Here is a 21,230-nt window from a genome sequence, read left to right on the forward strand (position 1 = left end):
ATACTGCTGGGCGTGTCAATGCATCCTGGACAACTCGACGTGACGACCGACCTCGTGGCGCGGCTGATCGAGTCGCAGTATCCGGAGTGGAGCGGCCTGCCGATCCGGGCGGTCCCGTCGCACGGCACCGTCAACGCGTTGTTCCGGGTCGGCGACGGGCTGGTCGCGCGCTTCCCGATCCAGCCCGGCGATCCCGCCGAGACGTATAAAGATCTCGACGACGAGGCCGACGCTGCCCGTCGCCTGCACGCCATCTCGCCGTACCCGACGCCGGAACCGGTCGCCATCGGCGAACCCGGCGAGGACTACCCGCTGCCGTGGGCGATCTACACCTGGCTCAACGGCACGATCGCGTACGACGCCGATGTCGCCGGCTCGACCGCGTTCGCCGAGGATCTGGCGCGGTTCGTACTCGCGCTGCGCGCCGTACCGACCGAGGGGCGCGAGTTCACCGGCACGTGGCGCGGCGGCGTACTGACCAGCCAGGACGAGTACGTCGCCGATGGGCTGCAACGCTCTCGCGGGATGATCGACGTGGACGCGCTCGGCCGGTTGTGGGCCGATCTCCGCACCACTCCACGCACCGAACCCGACGTCTGGGCACACCGCGACCTGATGCCGGGCAACCTGCTCGTGGCCGACGGGCGCCTGGCCGGAGTGATTGACGTCGGCACCTTCACGGTCGCCGATCCCGCTATTGACCTCCAACCCGCCTGGAACCTGCTGGATGCGCCGGCACGGGCCGCGTTCCGGACAGCTCTCGGCAGTGATGACGACGAGTGGCGTCGTGGGATGGGCTGGTCGTTCGCCCAGGCCATCGGGTGCCTCTGGTACTACGTCGAGACCAACCCGGTCATGTCCCGCACCGCCCACCACACACTGACCGCGCTGCTCACTGCTTCGTAGTCACGAACACGAACTCTTTGCCGGGGCGGTCCGGCGCCTCCCGCACCTCGTCAACCGTGAACCCCGCGGCCGTCAGCGACTTCTCGAGCTCGTCCCGCTCCCGGAACCACAGGGTCGAATCCGACGTGAGCACTGCGCCATCGGACTCGAACACATAGGTGCCCCGGAACGAAACGAACGGCAGCTCGACGGCGACGAGATCGGACCAGCTCTCCACCGTGTCCACGCCCTCGACCGTCACCACCTGGTGCGTGTGGTCCCGGGTCCACTCCTCCCAGGCGCGCTTCGCCGGATCCCGCGTCTCGAACACAAACCGCCCACCGGGCCGCAGAGCTTGGTGTACGCCGGTCAGCGTCGCCGCCCAGTCCTCATCTGTCAGGAACACCTGCGCCACGTTCCCCGTCATCACCGCGAGGTCAACCTCCAGCGGCGGCAACGTCGTCGCGTCCCCATGGATCCAGCGCACCCGATCGGCAAATTTCTTGCCCTTAGCAACTTCCAGCGAGGCCGCAGCCGGATCCACCCCGACCACCTCAACCCCCTGCCCCGCCAGCAAACAGCTCAGTTCCCCGGTCCCACACCCCACATCCAGCACCCGCCGTACGCCGAACTCCGCCACCATCGCGGCGTAATGCTGCAGATCCTCGCGCCCCGCATCCAGCGCGTCATACACAGCCACCAACCGAGGCACCCCGAACAAAGCGTCAACCATCCCGCGACGCTAACCCGCCCCGCACCTCTCCCGCGACCACATTTCCGCGCTCAGTCCTGCGCAGTCGCAATCATGAAGTCGTACCCCGCGAGCGTCACCAAGAACGACCGCGTCCCCCAAGCCCGCTGCTCGATCCCCCCAGGCTCCCGATGCGCCGCATGCACCGCCTCGATCACCTCCGCAGGCACCTCAACATAAAACTGCACCCCCGCCCCACGATGCCCCCGAGCCTCAACCGCCAAGAACTCCTCCGAATCAACCCCAAGCATCACCCGCCCCCCACACAACTCCACACAAGCCAACGGATCCCCAGAATCCTTCGGCGTGGCAAACACCAACGTCCACCCATTCGCCACGAACTCATCAGCAGCCGCATACGGATCCCCAGTGGCCAAGATCGGAGTAAGCACCCCCAAACCCTCCCACTCCCCCAGTCCACCGCGAATCGTGCTGGCCGGCGCCAACAGGTCGGCATCACCGCCACGGTAGAGCCCGACTGTCGCGATAGGCCACCGACGTCAGGCCTCGGCCTTCAGGCGTATCGACTCGCCAGCTTGGCTCCTAGACTCCCGAGTATGGACGAATCCGATCCCGCGGCCGACGCGACGAGGATCGCGATCGAATGCTTGACCGAGTGGACAGGCTGAGGGTGTGCAGGCAGGTGCCTTGCACCTAATGCAGCTTCGGCACAAACCCGACTACCACTGACGGCGAGGGATTGGTCATCATGGCGGACGTCATCTTCGACAAGCGGGATCAGTTAGACAGGATCGTTGCAGGACTCCTGCAGGGCGAGACGATCATCGCGGTCTACGACGCGACCGGTGGCGGTACCGGGTTCATAGGGCTCACCAATACTCGGGTCATCATCCAGGACAACTCATTCCTCGGGAAGCAGGCCGCCGTGACTAGCATCCCGTACAGCCGGATCAGGTCGGTGTCGTACGTGTCCGACAAGAACCTCCTCGGCAAGTTCGCGTCCTCAAGCACGATCGCAATCGACACCGGTGGCAAGACTTACGAGGTCGCATTCCGCGGGCACGAGAAAGCCAGGCACGCCCACGACGTGATCCTGTGGAACATGCTGCAGGGATCGGGCCGGTAAAGCTGCCCGCAGCAAGCCGCTCTGATCGACCCCAACACGCGATGGGCTGCGTCCCCGGCACTCGGGAAGGTAGTCGCCTTCCCACCGGGCTCCGCGGCGGGCGTAGCTTGCCTCGGGTATCGGTGGCGGCAGGCTGAAGAGTCAGCCGGGATTGGCAGCCCCGAACGTCGGCCGCGCTGGAGCTGAGCGCCGAGGACCTGGGTCACCGCCGCCGTGACGGTCACCAAGTACAGCGCGAAGCTCTCCGGGGTAGCCGAGTTCTCGCCGCTCGGCGAGCACCTGGGACCGGCGGCAATGCCCTTCCGGCTAGAGCCCGGAACCACCGAGTCGTGGTACGGCGAGATGGACAGCGTGCGCGCGCCCTGTCTACGCCGGTCAGGCGGTGAGGGACGCGCGCGGCGTGACGATGTTTGTCGAGCTCGGCACCGGCAAGTCACTATCACCCACCGCGCTATCCGGCTGTGACTCCAAGCGCCAGACGACCGCTCGGGCCGTTCCCGCCATACGCGCCGCGGGCGTAGCTTGCGAAACGTAAGCGTCCTCGGTCCCGGTTGCAGCCCAGTCCGAGGACTCGGCGGCAACCACCAAGAGGGGGTCACACCGTGCCCCGAGCAGCGCATCAATCGACGCCGGCCGAGCCAGTCTGGCTGGTCACCGACCACCACCACCCGCCTCGGCGGCTTCACCTCTACGGCTGCGAACACCTGACCGGCGACCGGCCAGACTACTCGCCTGACTGGCGGGAGGCGACGGAGGAGGAACTGGCGACCACACCTCCGTGCCAGCACTGCGCCAGGCGGGCGGAGTCGTGAGCTATGAGCGGCGCACAGGCTGGCTCCTGGACGTCGCGGCCGTTGCCTTTCTGGCCGTGTACGCCGTTCCGATTCTCCAGCCCGACCTGTCGCCCGCCTGGGTCCGGGTCTGCGAGGTCGCAAGCTGGGCCGTGTGGGGGTTGTTCGGTGCCGACTATTTCGTCAGGCTGACTCTGGCGGAGGATCGGCGGCGGTTCGTCCGGAAGAACGTGGTCGACCTGGCGGTGATCGTGCTGCCGTTGTTGCGACCGATGCGTCTCGTCCGACTGCTTCCAGTGCTGGCGCGGATGCAGCACGCAGGGATGTCGCTGCGGGGCCGGGCGACGACGTACGTGGTCGCCGGCGCGGCCCTACTCGTGCTCGTTGCCTCGCTGGCCGTGCTGGATGCGGAGCGGGGCAGCACTGAAGCCAACATCACCTCGTATGGTGATGCGCTCTGGTGGGCTGCCGCCACGGTCACGACAGTTGGTTACGGCGACCGCTTCCCTACGACCGGTGAGGGCCGCATCGTGGGCGTAGCTCTGATGCTCGGCGGCATCACCATAGTTGGCACGGTGACCGCCGCGCTGGCAAGTTGGTTTGTCGAGGAGCAGCAGAAGGAAGCCCCGTGACGCGAATGATGCCGACGGCAACCGCCTGGCCGCAGGCTTACCGGCAAGCGAACACCTGTCTGGAGAGCAGCTCGCGGCACTGCAGTCGCATCTCTGATCAGTCCCACAGACGAACTGGCGGCCTGTTCGGTACCCCGGAAGGCGGCGTCGCTGAAGTGGTTTTGCACCGCGTTAGCCGGGCCAACGCGCGCTAGCGAACCGGACACGTTTGGCGGACAAGGTGATCGCCACCACCCGGGCGAGGGTGCGGCTGCTCCGGTGGCGAATATGCCCTGACCTGTGCAAACACCCGCCGCCTAGACGTTGAAGCGGAATTCCACGACGTCGCCGTCTTGCATGGTGTAGTCCTTGCCTTCCATGCGGACCTTGCCGGCGGAGCGGGCTGCGGTCATGGTGCCGGCTTCCATCAGGTCGTCGTACGAGACGATCTCGGCCTTGATGAAGCCGCGCTGGAAGTCAGTGTGGATGACGCCGGCCGCCTCGGGGGCCGTAGCTCCGCGCTTGATGGTCCAGGCGCGGGCTTCCTTCGGACCGGCGGTCAGGTACGTCTGCAGCCCGAGCGTGTCGAACCCGACCCGCGCCAGCACGTCCAGCCCCGGCTCGTCGATGCCCATCTCCGCGAGCATCTCCCGCGCCTCGTCCTCGTCGCCGAGCTCGACCAACTCCGCCTCGAACTTCGCGTCCAGGAAGATCGCCTCGGCCGGTGCCACCAAATCACGCATCTGCTGCTTCAGCGCCTCATCAGCCAGCTCGTCCGCGTCGCAGTTGAACACGAACAGATACGGCTTGGCCGTCATCAGCATCAGTTCACGGATCGCGTCGCGGTCCACGTCGGACGCGATGATCGGCGTACCCGCCTCGAGGTGCTTCTGCGCGGCCCGGACCGCCTCGAGCACGACCGCGCTCTCCTTCTTCAGCCGGGCTTCCTTCTCCAGCCGCGGGATCGCCTTCTCGACGGTCTGCAGGTCGGCCAGGATCAGCTCGGTCTGGATGGTGGAGATGTCGTCGGCCGGCGAGACCTTGCCGTCGACGTGGGTGACGTCGTCGTCGCGGAACACCCGAGTGACCTGGCAGATCGCGTCGGACTCGCGGATGTGGCTGAGGAACTTGTTGCCCAGCCCTTCACCCTCCGACGCGCCGCGGACGATGCCGGCGATGTCGACGAACTGCACCGTGGCGGGGATCACCTTCGCGGAGTTGTACAGCTCGGCCAGCTTGCCGAGCCGCGCGTCCGGTACGCCGACCACGCCCACGTTCGGCTCGATGGTCGCGAACGGATAGTTCGCGGCGAGCACGTTGTTCTTGGTCAGCGCGTTGAACAGGGTGGACTTGCCCGCATTGGGGAGCCCGACGATTCCGATGGTGAGTGCCACGGGCGTCAAGAGTACGCGGCCAGAGCGCAAGGACCCCAATTCAGATCAGGAACGCCTCCAGCTCAGCGGCGTACCAGCGGCTGGTGCGGCCGATCGAACGCATCCCCAGGCGGCGGCACACCGCCAGTGACGCCGTGTTGTCCGGGCGTACGACGGCATGGATCTCATCGAGCCCCGCCTTGAAGCCACGCGCGATCGCACCACCCGCCGACTCAGTCGCCAGCCCGCGCCCCCACGCGTCCGGATCGAAGTGCCAGCCGACCTCCCTCCCCTTCCGATTCATGTAGCCGTCCGAACCAGCCGGGGGCAAGCCGCGTCTCCACTCTGTGACCAGTTGGAGAGATCGCAGCGGCCATCGATCACGCTTCGTGTCCGGATGCGTGCAATTCCTGCGCTTCGGGTGGCTCGAGGTCGTCTCCTGCCTGTTCCCGATCTGCCTGTTTGCCGGCCTGGCCGTCTCGAAGTACGTCGACCTCCCGATCGACCGGTACGACGCCCTGCTCGCGTACTGCCTCGGTCTCACCCTCCTGTTCTGGGTGGTCGGGCTGGAGACGTGGCGCGAGGTCGCGGTGATCTTCGCGTTCCACCTGGTCGGGCTCGGTCTCGAACTGTTCAAGGTGCAGGTCGGGTCGTGGCAGTACCCGGGCGACGCGGTGACGAAGTTCGCCGGAGTGCCGCTGTTCGCCGGGTTCATGTACGCCGCGGTCGGCAGCTACATCTGTCAGGCCTGGCGCCGGTTCGACCTGCGCGTGAGCAGCTATCGCCCGGTGCCGACGACGGTCCTCGCCGTACTGATCTATGCGAACTTCTTCAGCCATCACTGGATCGTCGATCTCCGGATCCCGATCGCGCTCGCCCTTGTCGTCGTCCTGCGCCGTACCTGGGTCTTCTTCTCGGTCGGCTCACACCGCTATCGCATGCCGTTGGCGGTGTCGTTCGGCCTGATCGGCTTCTTCCTCTGGATCGCGGAGAATTTCGGCACCTTCCTGGACGCGTGGAACTACCCCGACCAGGTCGATGTCTGGCGCCTCGTCCACCCGGCCAAGTTCGGCGCGTGGGCCTTGCTCGTCAGCATGAGCTTCGTTCTCGTTGCCAGCGTCAAGTCGTTGGAGGGCCGCCTCTACCACCGCGGTACGCCCGCCACCGTCTCGACGCCGGAGGCAACGAACGTCGAGCCGGACGACCTCGCAGCGAACATCACGGCGGCTGAGATCGCACCGCAACATGGGGATGCCAACCAGAGCTCACGGTAGGGCGTCTTTCCCGGTGTGAGGCTCCTTCGGGGGAGCACTGGGGAAATCCGCCTGATCTGTGAGGGAGCATCATGTCCCGGAAGTTCGCCACTTTCGTCGCGACCGGTGTGGCGTTGGCCATCGTCGTCGGATCGTTGCTGGCCTTGGCACTGGGGCATTCGCGAGCACCTAAACCTGCGGTGGCGACCACACAGACCTCGGCCACACCGACCGTGACGCCGACACAGACACCGATCGTCAACGCCCCGCCGACCACGCACCACACGCCGGCTCCGGACCCGACCGCAGCGCTTGCCGCAGGCAACAAGAAGGTCCTGTTCCTGAGCTTCGACGACGGGCCGGACCCGCTCTGGACGCCGCGGATCCTGCAGATCCTGACCAAGCACGGCGCGCACGCAACCTTCTTCGAGCTCGGCTCCATGCAAGCCGCGCATCCCGGTTTGCGTGAGCAGGTACTTGCCGCAGGCAACACCATCGGCAGCCACTCGATCACTCATCCGCAGCTCACCGCTCTCCCCGCCGCCAAGCGCCGCCACGAGATCTTCGACGGACCGAAGTCCACCTGCTACCGCCCGCCGTACGGCGCGTCGAACCCGAAGGTCCGCGCCGACATCAAGGCGGCCGGCATGATCCAGGTCCTGTGGGACGTCGACCCCCGCGACTGGGCCCGCCCGGGCACGAACACGATCGTCCACAACATCCTCAACCACGCCCACCGCCGCAACATCATCCTCCTCCACGACGGCGGCGGCGACCGCTCCCAAACCGTCGCCGCCCTCGACAAAGTCCTCCCCCTCCTCAAATCCCAGGGCTACACCTTCCCCGCCATGAACTGCTGACCTGCGGGAATCCTGCGATCGGTGGACACGTGGGGGTGTGTCGTTCAGGAGTCGGCTGCGAGACCATCGCGGGTGGTCGCCGGGTGACGAGGCCGCGGCCGAGCTCGTTCAGAGGTTGCAGGCGTCGGACACGACAGCGACAACGATCGAGACACTGCACTCGACCATCGAAGAGTTGTGCTGCCAGTACAGCCGGCGGGACGCGGTGGAGCTTCGGCGCGAGGCACACCAGTGGCTCCAGCACGTTGACCCCGTGCTGCGCCGGCCGGTCGGCGCGAAGGCTCACACCGAGCTCCTGGTAGCAGGCGGCTGGCTCGCACTGCTGGCCGGAAGCGAAAGCCAAGGCGCGGCTCGGTGAGTCCGGTCTGGAGACTCTGTTGGAGTCGGGCCGCGATCTGCTGCACCAGCTGCCGTACCCCGATCGACCGGACAACCACTTCACAGTGGACCCGTCGAAGTGGGACTACTACTCGATGGACATCCACCGCATGGCTGGTGACAACGAGCGGGCAACGCAGTACGCCGAAGCCGTGATCCACGACAACACCGCACCGGACGGCGCCGAGCTGAGTCCGATGCGCATCGCCGAGTGCCGGATCACTCTCGGCTTCGTCGCCGGACGGACGGGCGATCTCGAGGAAGCGGTCGGGCTCGGCCTGAACGGTCTGAAGGACGGCCGCCAGAGCAAGCTCCACCTGCGGATGGTCGCGGCAGAGCTCGACCAGGAGCTCCGCCAGCGCTTCCCCGGCAAGAGCCTGGTCGGCGAATTCGAGGACGCGCTCCGAGGAGTGTGAGCCTCGGTGCCGAGTCGGCACTCTTCCGGCACTTTTCCGGTACTTCGGCGCGCGTTGGCCGAAAGTGTCGGTGGGGTTGTGCACTATCGGTGACATGACGGGTACGACGGTGTTGCTGGTGTTGCTGTTCCTGGCGGTGGGGTTGCTGCTGGGGGCTGTGTTCGGCGTGCTCTGGGTGCGGGGGCGGGATGGGGCTCAGCTTGCGCGGGTGACTGCTGAGCGCGATGCGGCGGAGGATCGCGTTGTCGAGCTGACGCAGGAGCGGACCACGGTCGGGCAGCAGATGGGTGGCCAAGCTGTCGTGAAGGAGGCGCTGGATCGCCTGCATGTGCAGCTGAATCAGCTTGAGCAAGGCCGGGCCGCGTGGCAGAGCCAGCTGCATCAACAGGTCAACGAAGTGCGGATGAGTGGCGAGGCGTTGCGACGCGAGACGGCGTCGTTGTCGACCGCGTTGCGCAGGCCGCAGGTGCGTGGGCGCTGGGGTGAGCTGCATCTGCGCCGGACCGTCGAGCTGGCCGGCATGGTGGCGCACTGCGACTTCACCGAACAGACCACGACGGTCAGCGAGGACGGCGTACTGCGGCCTGACCTCGTCGTACGACTTGCCGAGGGCAAGAATCTGGTCGTCGACTCGAAGGTGCCGCTGGCCGCGTTCCTGGAGGCGGCCGAGTCGGACGATGTTGAGTTCCGCGAGGAGCGGTTGCGCGCGCACGCCCGGCACCTGCGGACGCACGTCGACCAACTGTCGTCGAAGGCGTACTGGACGCGGCTGTCGCCATCACCGGAGTTCGTCATCCTCTTCGTGCCCGGCGAGTCGTTCCTCTCCGCGGCGCTCGACGTCGAACCATCCTTGCTGGAGTACGCCGCTGAGCGCCGGGTGATCCTGGCGACACCGACCACGCTGATCGCGACGCTGCGGGCTGCGGCGTACGCCTGGAATCAGTCAGCTCTCACGGAGTCCGCGCAACAGGTCTTTGAGCTCGGCCGCGAACTGTACGAGCGCCTCAGCACAATGGGCGAGCACTTCGGCCGAGTCGGGCGGTCCCTCACCTCCGCCGTGGAGGCTTACAACGGCACCGTCGGCTCCTTCGAACGCCGAGTCTTCATCACCGCCCGCAAACTCCGCGACCTCCACGTCACCGAAGCCGAACTAACCGCCATGGAATCCATCGAAGCCTCAGTCCGCCCCCTAACGGCCCCAGAGTTCCTAGCCCTGGAAGACCGAGACGCAACCCGCCGCTGGCCCCCAACCCAAGCCGGCTAACTCCTCTACCCCGATCCGACCCCGGATCGCGGTGGGTGCAGTCACCGGCTTGGTTGGCGCGGCCGACTCGCCCGATCCGAGGCTTGATCGTCGGTGGCTGCAGTCACCGGGTCACGGTGCTGCGGTTGGTCCCGCCCGGTCCGAGACCGGACCGGAGGTGGGCGCAGGCACCCGATCCGGGACTGCGGCGGACCCCTCCCGATCCGAGGCAGGATCGGGCGGGGTGCACGCACAGGTCCCGCGTTGCAGCCAACTTCCCCCCGATCCGAGCTGGATCGGCGGTGGAGCCGTTGCCGGACAAAGGGTTGCGGTGGCTGGGCGGCGTGACTGGGTTACGGGGTTGCGGTGGCTGGCGGCGTGACTGGGTTACGGGGTTGCGGTGGCTGGGCAGGGGGACTGGGTTGTGGGGGTTTGGGTGGGTGATGGGTGTGGGGTGGTGGCTGAGGTTCGGGGGCGGAGGCCGGTCCAGATCAGGAGTGCGCTGATGAGGGTGAAGGCTACGTCGGCGCTGAGTGCCAAGCGGTGGCCGTTGACCAGCGTGGACTGGGTGGCGGCGATTGCGAACAGCGCCGGCGTGCCCATCGTGACGGCGACCTCGCCGGTCATTGAGCTCAGCCCGGTCGCCAGCCCCTGGTCCTCGTCGCTCACACCGGACGTCGCGGTCACCGTGAACGCGACGATCGCACCCACGTGCCCGAAGAAGCCGATGAACAACGCCGGCACCAGAATCACCAGCGCGACCCACGTCTGCGTCCCGAGGAACACGATCGGAAGCGTCGCCAAACCCTGCACGACCAGCCCGACCGTCAGCACCTTCCGATAGCCGAGGCGCCCGATGACGCGGCCGGCGACCACGCCGGCAGCCACCGAGGCGACGCCCGGGATGCCGAAGACCAGGCCGGTCTGGAACGGCGACAGCCCCAGCACGTGCTGCACGTACAGCGTGGTCAGCACGATCATCGCCGGCTCCATCGCCCCGATCACCAGCCCGGCATAGTTGCCCCAGGCCACCGAAGGCCGGGTCAGGATCCGGATCGGGACGAGCGGCGCGACCGACCGCCGTTCGATCAGCCCGAACGCGATCAGCAGCAGTACGCCGACCACCCCCGCCGCCAGGCTCCGCTCGATCACCGCATAGACGACGGCCAGCAGACCACCGGTCACCGTCATCGCCCCAGGCACATCCAGCTTCACCCGCTCCGGCGCCTTGCTCTCGTTGATCACGAACGGTGCGACCACCAGGACGACCACCACGGCCGGCACGTTGATGAAGAACGCCGCGCGCCAACCCAGCAGGCTGACCAGCGCACCCCCGACCAACGCGCCGACGGCGAAACCGGCCGAGAGCAGCGCGCCGCGCAGACCGAGAACCCGCGCCCGCACGGAAGCCTCCGAGAACGTCGTCGTGAGCAGAGCCATCGTCGCGGGCATCGCCATCGCGGTCGCCACCCCCTGCAGCGCGCGAGCCGTCAGCATGACCTCGGCGTGATTCGCCAGGCCGCCGAGAACAGACGCCGCGGCCAGCAGCGCCATCCCGGACAGGAACAGCCTGCGGCGACCGAAGAAGTCGGCCAGCCGACCGAACAACAGCATGCACCCGGCCGCGGGCAGCGCGAACGCCGAGGTGATCCACGGCAGCCCCTCCGACCCCAGCCCAACGCCTGCGCCGGCCTCCGGCAGCGCCACGTTGAGGATCGAGAAGTCGACCGACAGCATGAACCCGGCCCCGAGCAGAACGAGCAGGATCACGCGTTGCCGGGTGCTGAACCGGTACGACGCGGTGGTGTCCATGAGAAGCTCCATCCAGTAGCAACTGATCGGTTGCTACTTTATAGCAACCGATCAGTTGCATCAACCCCTGTCGGAAAGCCGACAGGAGTGGGCTGTTGACAGCCAGGCGTGGGGATACGCAACGATGAGAGCGCTCTCACCCGGTCCTTCGGCGATCTACCGTCCCTCGCCGTCCGGACCTGAGCGCCGGTTCGGGCGCTGTTGCGGCCTGGTAGCGCGACAGCTCGGCCGGCCGGTGCCTCGCCTTCTCGAACGGGACTGACCTGAGGAGGATCTGTGCGCATCAGACACCGACTGCTGGCGCTCGCCGCGGCCGCGGCGACCGTGGCCGGCGTGCTGACGGCCGTCATCGACCAGCCCGCCCAAGCGGTTCCGGCCACCATCCCACTGAAGATCACCAACGACTCGGGCCGCGGTGACGCGGTCTACATCTACAACCTGGGCACGAACCTGGCCACCGGGCAGCAGGGCTGGGCCGATGCCTCCGGCAACTTCCATGCCTGGCCGGCCGGCGGCAATCCGCCGACACCGGCACCGGATGCCTCGATCGTTGGCCCGTCCAACGGCCAGTCGACGACCATCCAGATGCCGAAGTTCTCCGGCCGGGTGTACTTCTCCTACGGCCAGAAGCTCGTCTTCAAACTGACCACCGGCGGCCTGGTCCAGCCCGCCGTACAGAATCCGAGCGATCCGAACCGCAACATCCTGTTCAACTGGTCGGAGTACACGCTCAACGACTCGGGCCTGTGGATCAACAGCACGCAGGTCGACATGTTCTCCGCCCCGTACGCGGTCGCCGTACAACTCCCCGACGGCAGCACCAAGACCACCGGGCACCTGAAATCCGGCGGGTATACCGGCTTCTACAACGCACTCCGCGGCCAGTCCGGCGGGTGGGGCAACCTGATCCAGACAGCCCCGGACGGGTCAGTACTGCGAGCGCTCTCACCCCTGTACGGCGTGGAGACCGGCGCACTCCCGGCGAACGCGATGGACGACTACGTGAACCGGGTCTGGGCGAAGTACACCAACGAGACCCTGACCGTCACGCCGTTCGGCGACCAGCCGAACCTCAAGTACTTCGGTCGCGTGTCCGGCAACGTCATGAACTTCACCAACAGTTCGGGCGCGGTCGTCACGTCGTTCCAGAAGCCCGACTCGGCCAGCATCTTCGGCTGCTTCAAGTTGCTCGACGCACCCAACGACCAGGTCCGCGGCCCGATCTCGCGGACCTTGTGCGCCGGCTACAACCGCTCAACTCTGCTGGTGAATCCCAACCAGCCGGACCCGAACAACAGCAACTTCTACCAAGCCTCCGTCACCAACCACTACGCCCGGAACATCCACGCGCAGATGGTGGACGGGAAGGCGTACGGCTTCGCCTTCGACGACGTCGGCAACCACGAAGCGCTCGTCCACGACGGCAACCCCCAGCAGGCCAGCCTGATCCTCGACCCGTTCAACTGAGGCCGAGGGCTTGACGCAGGCCATTGGTTAGTGGCAGCTTACCGTTCGTGGGGACTTACGGATCACTCGAGGCGGCGGGGCCGGTGCTGGATGCACTCGGCGATCCGACCCGGCGGGTGATTCTGGAGACACTGCGACGCGGCGGGCCCTGCTCGGTCAGCACCTTGGCCGGGCAGGTGCCCGTCAGCCGGCCCGCGATCTCGCAACACCTGAAGGTGCTCGGGGCAGTCGGACTGGTGCGCCACGAATCGCGTGGGACGCGCAACATCTACCGCATCCACCGCGCAGGTCTCGACGAACTCCGGGACTGCCTCGACCAGTTCTGGGGCGACGCACTGGAGGCGTACGCCGACCACATCCGACGGACCGGAGAGCGGCCCGCCACCGGAGTGGGGACCGAGGAGGAGCGGGGATGAACATCGACCAAGGCCTGGCGCCGTTGGTGAAGAAGATCGTTGTGCCGGTCGGCACCGAGCGCGCATTCGAGGTGTTCACCGCCGAGATCTCCGCGTGGTGGCCGATGGTGACGCACTCGGTCGGTGCACAGGACGCTCGCGCCATCCGGGTCGAGAGCTTCGTCGGCGGCCGGATCATCGAGTACGGCGAGGACGGCGAGCTCGCGACCTGGGGCACGATCTCGGACTGGGATCCGCCCACCTCCCTCAGCTTCAGCTGGCATCCGGGCAGCGCCCCACAGCAAGCAGGCCAGGTGACGATCACTTTCACCCCGGTCGACGACGGCACCGAGCTCGCGCTGGTGCACTCCGGCTGGGAGCGCCGCCCCGACGGCGTCCGCGCCCGCACCGGGTACGACACCGGCTGGGACTACGTCCTCGGCCAGTACGTCGCCGCCGCGCGGTAGCGCTCGACTTCCGGCCCACCGTCACCGGATAGTGGGCGAATGGCGAATGCTCCCGTCGATCTCCACGCACTGGACGCCTCGCTGCGACCGCATGGCGAGTCGGTCATGCTGCCGCGCGAGGCCTACACGGATCCCGCCGTACTGGCGTGGGAACGCCGGCATTTCTTCGCCGGCAGCTGGAGCTGTCTCGGCCGGGTCGACGAGTTGTCCACCGATACGACGCACCGCGCGATCACGGTCGGCGACATCTCGGTAGTGCTGACCTTCGGCGAGCGACCGCGCGCATTCGCCAATACTTGCAGGCATCGCGGGCACGAACTGTTGCAGAACGACCAGACCAGCGAACGGCGATCCGTGGTCTGCCCGTACCACGGCTGGTCGTACGAACTCGACGGCGCGGTCAAGGCGGCGCCCCGGATGGGCGACGCGTTCGACCCCACGCCGTACAACCTCGTCGAGCTGCCCGCGGAGGTGTGGCACGGCTGGCTGTTCGTGAACGCGACTGCCACCGCGGGCCCGTTCGGCGAGCACCTCGGCGGGCTCACGGACCTCGTCGCGCCGTACGCGCCCGAGTCCCTCCAGTTGAAGGCGCGACACTGTTACGACGTCGCGTCGAACTGGAAGACGATCGTCGAGAACTACCACGAGTGCTACCACTGCCCGCTGATCCACCCCGAGCTGTGCAAGGTGTCACCGCCGAACTCCGGCGACAACTGGAACCTCCCCGGCGCCTGGGTCGGCGGACTGATGGATCTGCGGCCCGGAGTCGAGACCATGTCGCTCGACGGACGCTCACGAGGGATCGCCTTGCCGGGCGTGGATCCACGGCGCGTCAACTACCTCGGCCTGTTCCCCAACCTACTGATCTCGCTCCACCCCGACTACGTGATGACCCACCGCCTCGAGCCACGCGCACCGGGCCTGACCGCGATCGAGTGCTCGTGGTACTTCCCGGCCGACGTGCAGGATCCGTCGTACGCCGTGGAGTTCTGGGACGTCACGAATCGCGAGGACTGGGCCGCGTGCGAGTCGGTCCAGCGCGGGGCCGAGTCGCCGCACTTCCGGCCCGGCCCGCTGGCACCCGCGGAGGACGCCGTCTATGCGTGGGTGACGATGATCGCCCGCGGATACCTGGGCAAGCCGCTCGGCAATCAGTAGCCGAGCGTGAACCGCCGGCGGTGGTGGGCCGGACGCTCGAGCTCGTCGACCGCCGCGACCGCGAAGTCCTCGGCCGAGATGTGATCACCGATCGGCTCGTCGAGACCGAGCCGGAAGGTGCCGGTGCGCTCGCCGGGCGCGATGACGAAGGCCGGGGCCAGCATCGTCCAGTTGACGTCCTCGCTGGTGGCGCGCAGCACCTCGAGCGCCCGGGCGACAGTGAGCGACTCCCCCTTGTACTCCGCCGGGAAGTCCGGACCGTCGACGACCCGGTTGCCGTTGATCTCCAGGCCGCCGGCCCCGCCGATCGTCAGCAGGCGAGTCGTCGTACCGCTGACGGCGGCGATCAGGTTGTCGATGGCATCCAAGTAGTCCTGGTGGTCGCCGCCGGTGCGGCTCGGGCCCAGCGCGGCGACCAGCACATCGGCGTCGGCCGTGAACTCCTTCGCCAGGGCCACGTCGTTGGCGCTCCCCTGCACCGCCTGGACGCCGGCCGGAAGCTCACCGCCGGAGCGGGTGATGCCGGTGACCTCGTGGCCGCGACTGACCGCCTCGGCGGCGATCCGGCTGCCGACCATGCCACTCGCACCGTAGACCGCGATCTTCATACTGGCGCTTCCCTTCGATCTGGATGAAATCTCAACTTGTTCGCCAATAGTATCCATTGGTTACTGAGCACTTCAACGTGCTATAAGTACCTGATGGTTACTAATGGCCAGACCTGGGAGCGGGGCGACCTCTTCGACCCGAACTGCGCGACCCGGGTGATCCTGGACCGGATCGGCGACAAGTGGACGGCGCTCGTCGTACTGCGGCTGAAGGACGGGCCGCGCCGGTTCACCGAGCTGCGCGCCGGGATCGGCCAGGTCGCCCCCAAGGTGCTGACGCAGACCCTGCGCCGGCTGGAGCGTGACGGCCTGGTCACCCGCGAGGTCTTCGCCGAGGTCCCGCCCCGCGTCGTCTACGCCCTAACCCCGATGGGCGAGTCCCTGATCGAGCCGATCACGGCGGTCAGCAACTGGGCCGAGGAGCACCTCCCCGCCATCACCCAGGCTCAGGAGAAGTACGACGCTTCGGCGTGACAGATCACACCTTCGTGCCCGGCCGATCGCGACTCAACCTTTTGATCCCACCCGGTCATCACACTTCTGACCGATACGGAAGCACTGGGGGTTGGGATGGATCCAGGACGGGACACGGAGTTCGCCGAGTTCGTCGACGGGCGCTTCACCGCGCTGCAACGGTTCGGGTACCTGCTGACGGGTGAGTGGCATCTGGCCGAGGACCTGGTCCAGACCTCGCTGACGAAGGTGTGGTTCCACCGCAACTCGCTGCGCAGCGGTACGGCGATGGAGAGTTACACGCGCACGGTGATGGTCAACACCAGCACCCAGTGGTGGCGGCGCCGATGGAGGGGTGAGACGCCGACCGATCGGCTGCCCGAGACGCACGCTCCGTCGGAGTACGGCACGGTCGACGACCGGGATCTGCTGCTCCGCGCGCTGGCGACTCTGCCGCGCCGGACCCGTGCCACGTTGGTACTGCGCTACTTCGAGGACCTGCCGGAATCCGAGATCGCCCAGATCATGGGCTGCTCGATCGGCACGGTGAAATCCAACGTCTCCCGCGGACTCGCCAAGCTCCGCGAACACCACCTGGTCGCCGCCGTTGCCGCTCCGGCCCAGAAGGAGGGCTGAACCATGACCGACGATCTCAAGTACAAGTTCGAGCAACTGCTGGCCGATCCGCCCCCGCCGACCGGAGTGCCGAGTCAAGCGGTGGCCGCAAGGGTCCGGACGGTACGGCGGCGTCGTACCGCCGGTGTGGTCACGCTGGCCGCGGCCGCGGTGGTCGCCATCGCCGTTGCCGCAGGCAACCTCACCGACATCGACAGCGCCCCGCCGGTGACCAACACGCCGAACGCGCCGACAACGATCGTCACCGGCCCGCCGACCGCCTCACCGACGACGACCCCACCAGCACCGCCAGTCGTGTCGCACACGGTCGGCCCGACGGGGAGCACCAAGACCGGGGGCACCACGGGAACCACGACCGGGGCGACGACAGGGCACACTCAAGGGACCACGAAGACCCCGCCCGCCCGGCCGCCACTCTCGGCCCACGTCAAGCTGAACCCGGTCATCAGCGGCCGGACCGTCACGATGCGGGTGACCGTGTCCGGAACCGTGCTGGTGCCGACCGTGGAAGGCAAGGATCTGCCGGCCGACACGTCGTTCCTCAACCTGTCCGGCGGAACGCAGTACTTCTGGGGCGATGGCGAACAGGGTGGTTCGGACGGCGGCTCGATGAGCTGCGACGGGGCGAAGACGCGGAAGACCGGACAGGAGACGTACACGGCCGAAACGCACACCTACGCCAAACCGGGCACGTACACGTTCCACTACACCGTGCGGTACTGCAGCCTCGAGGACACCGTCAAGACGGTCAAGGTGACGGTCAAATAGTCCAGGCGTGGTCCGACGTACCGGTCGTGGGAAGGCCGGCGGACTTGAGGTCACTGCGGAGCTCACGAGGCAGAGCGAAAGTCAGGCTCTCCTCGGCCGTGGTGACCTCTTGGACGTCGGCGTACCCGCGCTCGGCCAGCCAGCGCAGGACGTCGCGGACCAGCACCTCCGGCACGCTCGCGCCGCTGCTGACGCCGACCGAGTCGACACCCTCGAGCCAGGCCTCGTCGATTTCGTCGGCGTAGTCGACCAGGTAGCCGGCCTTGGCGCCGTGCTCGACGGCGACCTCGACCAGGCGCACCGAGTTCGACGAGTTGCGGGAGCCGACCACGATCATCAGGTCGGCGTCCGCGGCGAGTTTCTTCACCGCGGCCTGGCGGTTCTGGGTCGCGTAGCAGATGTCGTCGCTCGGCGGGTCCTGCAGCTTCGGGAACCGCTCGCGCAGCCGGCGGACCGTCTCCATGGTCTCGTCCACGGACAGCGTGGTCTGGGACAGCCAGACGACCTTCTCGGGGTCGCGGACCGTCACATTCGGTACGTCGCCCGGGCCGTCGACAAGGTGGACGTGCTCCGGCGCCTCACCGCTGGTGCCGATGACCTCCTCGTGGCCCTCATGGCCGATGAGCAGGATGTCATAGTCGGTGGCGGCGAAACGCTTGGCCTCGTGGTGCACCTTGGTGACCAGCGGGCAGGTGGCGTCGATCGTCTTCAGTTGCCGCGCGGCCGCCTCCTGGTGCACCACCGGGGCGACGCCGTGTGCGGAGAAGATGACCGTCTGCCCCTCGGGCACCTCGTCGGTCTCGTCGACGAAGATCGCACCGCGCGACTGCAGGGTGTGCACGACGTGCTTGTTGTGCACGATCTCCTTGCGGACGTAGACCGGCGGCCCGTAGAGGTCGAGTGCCTTCTCCACCGCCACGACCGCCCGATCCACACCGGCGCAGTACCCGCGCGGGGCAGCGAGCAGCACCCGCTTCGTCCGCACCGCGGTCGTCGGTTGAGTGTTGTCAGGCTGGGCAGTCACGTCCCCCATGGTACGGGCCTCCGTCAGCGCAGCCGGAGCTGACCGGATTTGTGTGAACAGCGTCACGGAGACAAGTCGAGGAGCCGTCCGCCCTGTCCGGACGGCTCCCCCGTGGGAGGTGTTCCAATGCCTCAAGGATGCGGTGGAATCGCTGTGTCCGCAAAGGATTTTCCGTCGGCCCAGGCACGGATCGCCGCGAAATCAGTTGCCATCAGCCCGGTTCGCGGGTCCACCTGATGCACCAGCTGGTGGTCGTGAGGGAAGAACCTGACGTCGTCGGAGTCCACATCGTCGTCGACCCAGACGAACGGGCGATCGCCCACCCAGTCGGCGACGTACGGCGTCTTCCACGATCCGCGGCGTACCGGCGTTCGGTCCGGCCAGAGGATCGTCGGCAGATCGCTTGGTAGTCCGAGTAACGGGGACAGCAGACGGTTGGCGCCGTGTTCCCAGCTGGTGGCCCAGACGAGGTCGAAGGTGCCGGCAAGCGCGTTCAGCTCTACCCCGTGCTGCGGGTTGATACGCACCACCCAGGTCCTCTCCCCCTCGACGATTTCGTGCCGCACGTAGCCAGGCGGAGTCTCCCGCGAGCGGTACGGATTCAGCGGACCGTCGAAATCGAGCAGCAGCAAGGGACGCATGGGCTCAAGCTTTGCAGTACCTCAAGATAGGTGGTCTCCACGCCCGGGTGAGGCGGCGTGCGGGGGTTTGTCGGCGGAGGGTCGTAGGGTCTGGGGGTGGCTTTGGAGACCTCACCGGATGCGCCTGCGGCCGTTCGCACGATTGCGAACGGGATCGCCAGCTGGATCAACCAGCTCGGCGCGGTATGGGTCGAGGGCCAGCTGACCGACGTGTCGATCGGGCGGGGTACGACGACAGTGTTCGGCACACTGCGCGACACCGACGCGGACATCTCGCTGCGGTTCACCTGCAACCGCCGGGTGTTCGAGGCGGTCGATCCGCCGGTGACGGACGGGTCCCGCGTGGTGGTGAACGCCAAGCCGAACTTCTTCGCCCGCCGCGGCACGCTCGCGCTGGCGGTCAACGAGATCCGGCATGTCGGTATCGGTGAACTGCTGGCCCGGATCGAGCGGCTCAAACAGCTGCTCGCGGCCGAGGGACTGTTCGCGGCGTACCGGAAGAAGAAGCTGCCGTTCCTGCCGCACACGATCGGGCTGATCTGCGGACGCGATTCCGCGGCGGAGCGCGACGTACTGGAGAACGCGAAGCGGCGGTGGCCGGCGGTCGCGTTCCGGATCGAATACGCGTCTGTGCAGGGGCCGGCGGCGGCCGGTGAGGTGATGACCGCGCTGCGGAAGTTGGACGGGGACGATTCGGTCGAGGTGATCGTGATCGCGCGCGGTGGTGGGTCGCTGGAGGATCTGTTGCCGTTCTCGGATGAGGGGCTGATCCGGGCGGTGTCGCAGGCGAAGACGCCGATTGTGAGCGCGATCGGGCACGAGCCGGACTCTCCGCTGCTCGACCTGGTTGCCGATCTGCGTGCCTCGACCCCGACGGACGCGGCGAAGCGGATCGTTCCCGACGTACGCGAGGAGCTCGACGGTGTTCGGCAGTTGCGGGAGCGCGGGTTGCGGGCGGTCACTTCGTGGCTCGATCGGGAGATGCATGCGCTGGCCGCGATTCGGAGCCGGCCGTCGCTCGCGGCGCCCGTCACGGATCTGCAGCGGCGATCCGACGAGGTCGCGGCGCTGGTCGATCGGAGCCGGCGGACGCTGACGCACCGGCTGGATCGGGCGAGTGACGACATCACCCACCGGCTGGCGAGCGTACGGGCGTTGTCCCCGAAGGCGACGCTGGAGCGCGGGTACTCGGTGCTCCAGCTGGCCGATGGGACGGCCGTCCGGGAAGTGGCGCAGGTGGCGCCAGGAGATCTGCTGCAGGCGCGGGTGACCGACGGCCGATTCGCAGTCGAAGTCAAGTCCGAGGAGAACACGTGAGCGGCGACCGTCCCGAGATGACGTACGAGCAGGCCCGGGAAGAGCTGGTCGAGGTGGTCCGCAAACTCGAAGCCGGCGGCACCACCCTCGAGGAATCCCTCGCCCTCTGGGAACGCGGCGAAGAACTCGCCGCCACCTGCCAACACTGGCTCGACGGCGCCCGCGAACGCCTGGCCAAAGCCCAAGCCGCCCACGAAAAGAAGCCCAACTGAGCAGCATGCCGGATGAACGGCTCGGGTAGGGAAAGACCGGTGGTGCGAGCGGCGCGAGAAGAGGATCTGCTAGGAGCAGCGGAGGCTCGGGTTGCCAGCTGGCACGCCGCCTTCACCGGCCTCGTCCCCCAGGACTTCCTCGACGCGATGGATCCCGCGGCCATCGCCACATCCTGGTCCACCAGCATCGCCGCCGGCCGCTCCCGCCTGTACGTCGCCTCGATCGGCGAACAGATCGCCGGGTACGCCGGAGTCGGTCCCGAGCGCGATCCCGAAGCGCCGTCCGGCACCGGCGAGCTCTACGCGCTCTTCGTCCACCCGGATCACTGGGGCACCGGCGCCGGCCGAGCCCTGACTGATGCAGCAGTCGCTGATCTGCGGGACCACGGCTGCGCGGCCGTCTGGTTATGGGTGCTTGAGGCAAACACTCGGGCGCGTCGCTTCTACGCGCGGTATGGGTTCACCGAGACGGACGACCGGACGTACTCGTCGTTGAACGACCTGCCGGAGATCAGGCTGTCACTCGCTCGAGGGTGACCTGGCGGGCTACTACGGTAAACCCTTCCCCGGATGCGGACGCCGGTGGGCAGATAGTGCCTGCTTGCCCGTTTCCCTTGTAGGTAA

26 protein-coding genes are annotated in these 21,230 nt (G+C 67.4%); 18 read left to right on the forward strand and 8 right to left on the reverse strand.

All coding sequences use genetic code 11. The features are described from left to right. Positions 1-18 precede the first annotated feature (18 nt). Positions 19-906 (forward strand): aminoglycoside phosphotransferase family protein, encoded by an 888-nt coding sequence (locus E0H73_RS21550; RefSeq protein ID WP_238164163.1) that lies wholly within the window; start codon positions 19-21, stop codon positions 904-906. On the opposite strand, the gene E0H73_RS21555 is transcribed toward E0H73_RS21550, so the two are convergent. Then, positions 893-1,618, reverse strand: a complete 726-nt coding sequence (locus E0H73_RS21555) for a class I SAM-dependent methyltransferase (RefSeq protein WP_131359301.1) — start codon at positions 1,616-1,618, stop codon at positions 893-895. The two genes, E0H73_RS21550 and E0H73_RS21555, sit on opposite strands and share 14 nt — an antisense overlap. Positions 1,619-1,668: 50 nt before the next feature. After that, positions 1,669-1,806: a hypothetical protein gene (locus E0H73_RS45920; RefSeq protein WP_238164148.1), complete on the reverse strand. Its 138-nt coding sequence runs from the start codon at positions 1,804-1,806 to the stop codon at positions 1,669-1,671. A gap of 539 nt (positions 1,807-2,345) precedes the next feature. Here E0H73_RS45920 and E0H73_RS21560 point away from each other — a divergent pair. Both E0H73_RS21560 and E0H73_RS21565 read left to right on the forward strand, forming a co-directional pair. Continuing rightward, entirely contained in the window at positions 2,346-2,723 is a 378-nt protein-coding gene (locus E0H73_RS21560; protein ID WP_131359303.1) for a PH domain-containing protein, read from the forward strand. 808 nt (positions 2,724-3,531) lie between these two features. Continuing rightward, on the forward strand, positions 3,532-4,146 hold the full coding sequence (locus tag E0H73_RS21565; RefSeq protein WP_165555762.1) for a potassium channel family protein: 615 nt from the start codon (positions 3,532-3,534) through the stop codon (positions 4,144-4,146). A 296-nt stretch (positions 4,147-4,442) separates the two neighbouring features. Here the strand turns inward: E0H73_RS21565 and ychF are convergent, their stop codons facing one another. Together ychF and E0H73_RS21575 are read right to left on the reverse strand one after the other, a co-directional pair. After that, positions 4,443-5,519, reverse strand: a complete 1,077-nt coding sequence (ychF, locus tag E0H73_RS21570; protein ID WP_131359307.1) for a redox-regulated ATPase YchF — start codon at positions 5,517-5,519, stop codon at positions 4,443-4,445. 40 nt (positions 5,520-5,559) lie between these two features. Beyond that, complete coding sequence (locus tag E0H73_RS21575) at positions 5,560-5,802, reverse strand: GNAT family N-acetyltransferase (protein ID WP_131359309.1); 243 nt, start codon at positions 5,800-5,802, stop codon at positions 5,560-5,562. A 97-nt stretch (positions 5,803-5,899) separates the two neighbouring features. On the opposite strand from E0H73_RS21575, the gene E0H73_RS21580 reads away from it, so the two are divergent. The 5 genes from E0H73_RS21580 (at position 5,900) to E0H73_RS21600 (ending at position 9,669) form a co-directional block, all read left to right on the forward strand. Further along, positions 5,900-6,772, forward strand: a complete 873-nt coding sequence (locus E0H73_RS21580; RefSeq protein WP_238164149.1) for a DUF817 domain-containing protein — start codon at positions 5,900-5,902, stop codon at positions 6,770-6,772. 71 nt (positions 6,773-6,843) lie between these two features. Then, positions 6,844-7,611 carry a polysaccharide deacetylase family protein gene (locus tag E0H73_RS21585; protein WP_131359313.1) on the forward strand — a complete coding sequence of 256 codons (768 nt, stop codon included), beginning with the start codon at positions 6,844-6,846 and terminating at the stop codon, positions 7,609-7,611. 37 nt (positions 7,612-7,648) lie between these two features. Further along, positions 7,649-7,969, forward strand: a complete 321-nt coding sequence (locus E0H73_RS21590; protein ID WP_131359315.1) for a hypothetical protein — start codon at positions 7,649-7,651, stop codon at positions 7,967-7,969. A gap of 19 nt (positions 7,970-7,988) precedes the next feature. Next, positions 7,989-8,405 (forward strand): hypothetical protein, encoded by a 417-nt coding sequence (locus tag E0H73_RS21595; RefSeq protein ID WP_131359317.1) that lies wholly within the window; start codon positions 7,989-7,991, stop codon positions 8,403-8,405. Positions 8,406-8,499: 94 nt separating this feature from the next. After that, the gene (locus tag E0H73_RS21600; protein ID WP_131359319.1) at positions 8,500-9,669 is read left to right on the forward strand and encodes a DNA recombination protein RmuC; all 1,170 of its coding nucleotides are present in this window, start codon (positions 8,500-8,502) and stop codon (positions 9,667-9,669) included. Positions 9,670-10,035: 366 nt separating this feature from the next. Here E0H73_RS21600 and E0H73_RS21605 read toward each other — a convergent pair whose 3' ends face one another. Beyond that, positions 10,036-11,460: an MFS transporter gene (locus E0H73_RS21605; RefSeq protein WP_131359321.1), complete on the reverse strand. Its 1,425-nt coding sequence runs from the start codon at positions 11,458-11,460 to the stop codon at positions 10,036-10,038. 276 nt (positions 11,461-11,736) lie between these two features. Between E0H73_RS21605 and E0H73_RS21610 the strand changes: the two genes are divergently transcribed. From E0H73_RS21610 to E0H73_RS21625, 4 genes are read left to right on the forward strand one after another with little or no spacing between them, the layout of a single operon-like run. Continuing rightward, positions 11,737-12,927: a glycoside hydrolase family 64 protein gene (locus E0H73_RS21610; RefSeq protein WP_131359322.1), complete on the forward strand. Its 1,191-nt coding sequence runs from the start codon at positions 11,737-11,739 to the stop codon at positions 12,925-12,927. A 47-nt stretch (positions 12,928-12,974) separates the two neighbouring features. Continuing rightward, positions 12,975-13,343 carry an ArsR/SmtB family transcription factor gene (locus E0H73_RS21615; protein ID WP_202867492.1) on the forward strand — a complete coding sequence of 123 codons (369 nt, stop codon included), beginning with the start codon at positions 12,975-12,977 and terminating at the stop codon, positions 13,341-13,343. Continuing rightward, the gene (locus E0H73_RS21620; protein WP_131359326.1) at positions 13,340-13,789 is read left to right on the forward strand and encodes an SRPBCC domain-containing protein; all 450 of its coding nucleotides are present in this window, start codon (positions 13,340-13,342) and stop codon (positions 13,787-13,789) included. Before E0H73_RS21615 ends, E0H73_RS21620 begins: the two co-directional genes overlap by 4 nt. 39 nt (positions 13,790-13,828) lie before the next feature. Beyond that, positions 13,829-14,947 carry an aromatic ring-hydroxylating oxygenase subunit alpha gene (locus E0H73_RS21625; protein WP_131359328.1) on the forward strand — a complete coding sequence of 373 codons (1,119 nt, stop codon included), beginning with the start codon at positions 13,829-13,831 and terminating at the stop codon, positions 14,945-14,947. Here the strand turns inward: E0H73_RS21625 and E0H73_RS21630 are convergent. Continuing rightward, positions 14,941-15,555: an NAD(P)-dependent oxidoreductase gene (locus E0H73_RS21630; RefSeq protein WP_131359330.1), complete on the reverse strand. Its 615-nt coding sequence runs from the start codon at positions 15,553-15,555 to the stop codon at positions 14,941-14,943. The two genes, E0H73_RS21625 and E0H73_RS21630, sit on opposite strands and share 7 nt — an antisense overlap. Positions 15,556-15,648: 93 nt before the next feature. On the opposite strand from E0H73_RS21630, the gene E0H73_RS21635 reads away from it, so the two are divergent. From E0H73_RS21635 to E0H73_RS21645, 3 genes are all read left to right on the forward strand, one after another. Continuing rightward, positions 15,649-16,029 (forward strand): winged helix-turn-helix transcriptional regulator, encoded by a 381-nt coding sequence (locus tag E0H73_RS21635; RefSeq protein WP_131359333.1) that lies wholly within the window; start codon positions 15,649-15,651, stop codon positions 16,027-16,029. Between the two features lie 96 nt (positions 16,030-16,125). Further along, the gene (locus E0H73_RS21640; RefSeq protein ID WP_131359335.1) at positions 16,126-16,644 is read left to right on the forward strand and encodes a SigE family RNA polymerase sigma factor; all 519 of its coding nucleotides are present in this window, start codon (positions 16,126-16,128) and stop codon (positions 16,642-16,644) included. A 3-nt stretch (positions 16,645-16,647) separates the two neighbouring features. Next, the gene (locus E0H73_RS21645) at positions 16,648-17,412 is read left to right on the forward strand and encodes a hypothetical protein (RefSeq protein WP_131359337.1); all 765 of its coding nucleotides are present in this window, start codon (positions 16,648-16,650) and stop codon (positions 17,410-17,412) included. On the opposite strand, the gene E0H73_RS21650 is transcribed toward E0H73_RS21645, so the two are convergent. Together E0H73_RS21650 and E0H73_RS21655 are read right to left on the reverse strand one after the other, a co-directional pair. Next, entirely contained in the window at positions 17,405-18,445 is a 1,041-nt protein-coding gene (locus E0H73_RS21650; RefSeq protein WP_131359339.1) for a 4-hydroxy-3-methylbut-2-enyl diphosphate reductase, read from the reverse strand. The two genes, E0H73_RS21645 and E0H73_RS21650, sit on opposite strands and share 8 nt — an antisense overlap. 122 nt (positions 18,446-18,567) lie before the next feature. After that, positions 18,568-19,077, reverse strand: coding sequence for an HAD domain-containing protein (locus E0H73_RS21655; RefSeq protein ID WP_131359341.1), 510 nt, complete (start codon positions 19,075-19,077; stop codon positions 18,568-18,570). A 96-nt stretch (positions 19,078-19,173) separates the two neighbouring features. Here E0H73_RS21655 and xseA point away from each other — a divergent pair, with 96 nt between their 5' ends. The 3 genes from xseA to E0H73_RS21670 are packed head-to-tail and all read left to right on the forward strand — an operon-like array spanning position 19,174 to position 21,143. Beyond that, positions 19,174-20,394: an exodeoxyribonuclease VII large subunit gene (xseA, locus tag E0H73_RS21660; protein ID WP_131359343.1), complete on the forward strand. Its 1,221-nt coding sequence runs from the start codon at positions 19,174-19,176 to the stop codon at positions 20,392-20,394. A 17-nt stretch (positions 20,395-20,411) separates the two neighbouring features. Then, positions 20,412-20,606 carry an exodeoxyribonuclease VII small subunit gene (locus E0H73_RS21665; protein ID WP_131359557.1) on the forward strand — a complete coding sequence of 65 codons (195 nt, stop codon included), beginning with the start codon at positions 20,412-20,414 and terminating at the stop codon, positions 20,604-20,606. A gap of 42 nt (positions 20,607-20,648) precedes the next feature. Continuing rightward, positions 20,649-21,143, forward strand: coding sequence for a GNAT family N-acetyltransferase (locus tag E0H73_RS21670; protein WP_238164150.1), 495 nt, complete (start codon positions 20,649-20,651; stop codon positions 21,141-21,143). Positions 21,144-21,230 lie beyond the last annotated feature (87 nt).

Source organism: Kribbella pittospori, assembly GCF_004331465.1.
GTDB lineage: Bacteria > Actinomycetota > Actinomycetes > Propionibacteriales > Kribbellaceae > Kribbella > Kribbella pittospori.

Excerpts from the sequence above, each read along its gene's own strand:
- E0H73_RS21550 (WP_238164163.1), top strand. The coding sequence starts at position 19 with ATGCATCCTGGACAACTCGACGTGACGACCGACCTCGTGGCGCGGCTG.
- E0H73_RS21555 (WP_131359301.1), bottom strand. The coding sequence starts at position 1,618 with ATGGTTGACGCTTTGTTCGGGGTGCCTCGGTTGGTGGCTGTGTATGAC.
- E0H73_RS21560 (WP_131359303.1), top strand. The coding sequence starts at position 2,346 with ATGGCGGACGTCATCTTCGACAAGCGGGATCAGTTAGACAGGATCGTT.
- E0H73_RS21575 (WP_131359309.1), bottom strand. The coding sequence starts at position 5,802 with ATGAATCGGAAGGGGAGGGAGGTCGGCTGGCACTTCGATCCGGACGCG.
- E0H73_RS21585 (WP_131359313.1), top strand. The coding sequence starts at position 6,844 with ATGTCCCGGAAGTTCGCCACTTTCGTCGCGACCGGTGTGGCGTTGGCC.
- E0H73_RS21600 (WP_131359319.1), top strand. The coding sequence starts at position 8,500 with ATGACGGGTACGACGGTGTTGCTGGTGTTGCTGTTCCTGGCGGTGGGG.
- E0H73_RS21605 (WP_131359321.1), bottom strand. The coding sequence starts at position 11,460 with ATGGACACCACCGCGTCGTACCGGTTCAGCACCCGGCAACGCGTGATC.
- E0H73_RS21620 (WP_131359326.1), top strand. The coding sequence starts at position 13,340 with ATGAACATCGACCAAGGCCTGGCGCCGTTGGTGAAGAAGATCGTTGTG.
- E0H73_RS21625 (WP_131359328.1), top strand. The coding sequence starts at position 13,829 with ATGGCGAATGCTCCCGTCGATCTCCACGCACTGGACGCCTCGCTGCGA.
- E0H73_RS21630 (WP_131359330.1), bottom strand. The coding sequence starts at position 15,555 with ATGAAGATCGCGGTCTACGGTGCGAGTGGCATGGTCGGCAGCCGGATC.
- E0H73_RS21635 (WP_131359333.1), top strand. The coding sequence starts at position 15,649 with ATGGTTACTAATGGCCAGACCTGGGAGCGGGGCGACCTCTTCGACCCG.
- E0H73_RS21640 (WP_131359335.1), top strand. The coding sequence starts at position 16,126 with ATGGATCCAGGACGGGACACGGAGTTCGCCGAGTTCGTCGACGGGCGC.
- E0H73_RS21645 (WP_131359337.1), top strand. The coding sequence starts at position 16,648 with ATGACCGACGATCTCAAGTACAAGTTCGAGCAACTGCTGGCCGATCCG.
- E0H73_RS21650 (WP_131359339.1), bottom strand. The coding sequence starts at position 18,445 with ATGGGGGACGTGACTGCCCAGCCTGACAACACTCAACCGACGACCGCG.
- E0H73_RS21655 (WP_131359341.1), bottom strand. The coding sequence starts at position 19,077 with ATGCGTCCCTTGCTGCTGCTCGATTTCGACGGTCCGCTGAATCCGTAC.
- E0H73_RS21665 (WP_131359557.1), top strand. The coding sequence starts at position 20,412 with ATGACGTACGAGCAGGCCCGGGAAGAGCTGGTCGAGGTGGTCCGCAAA.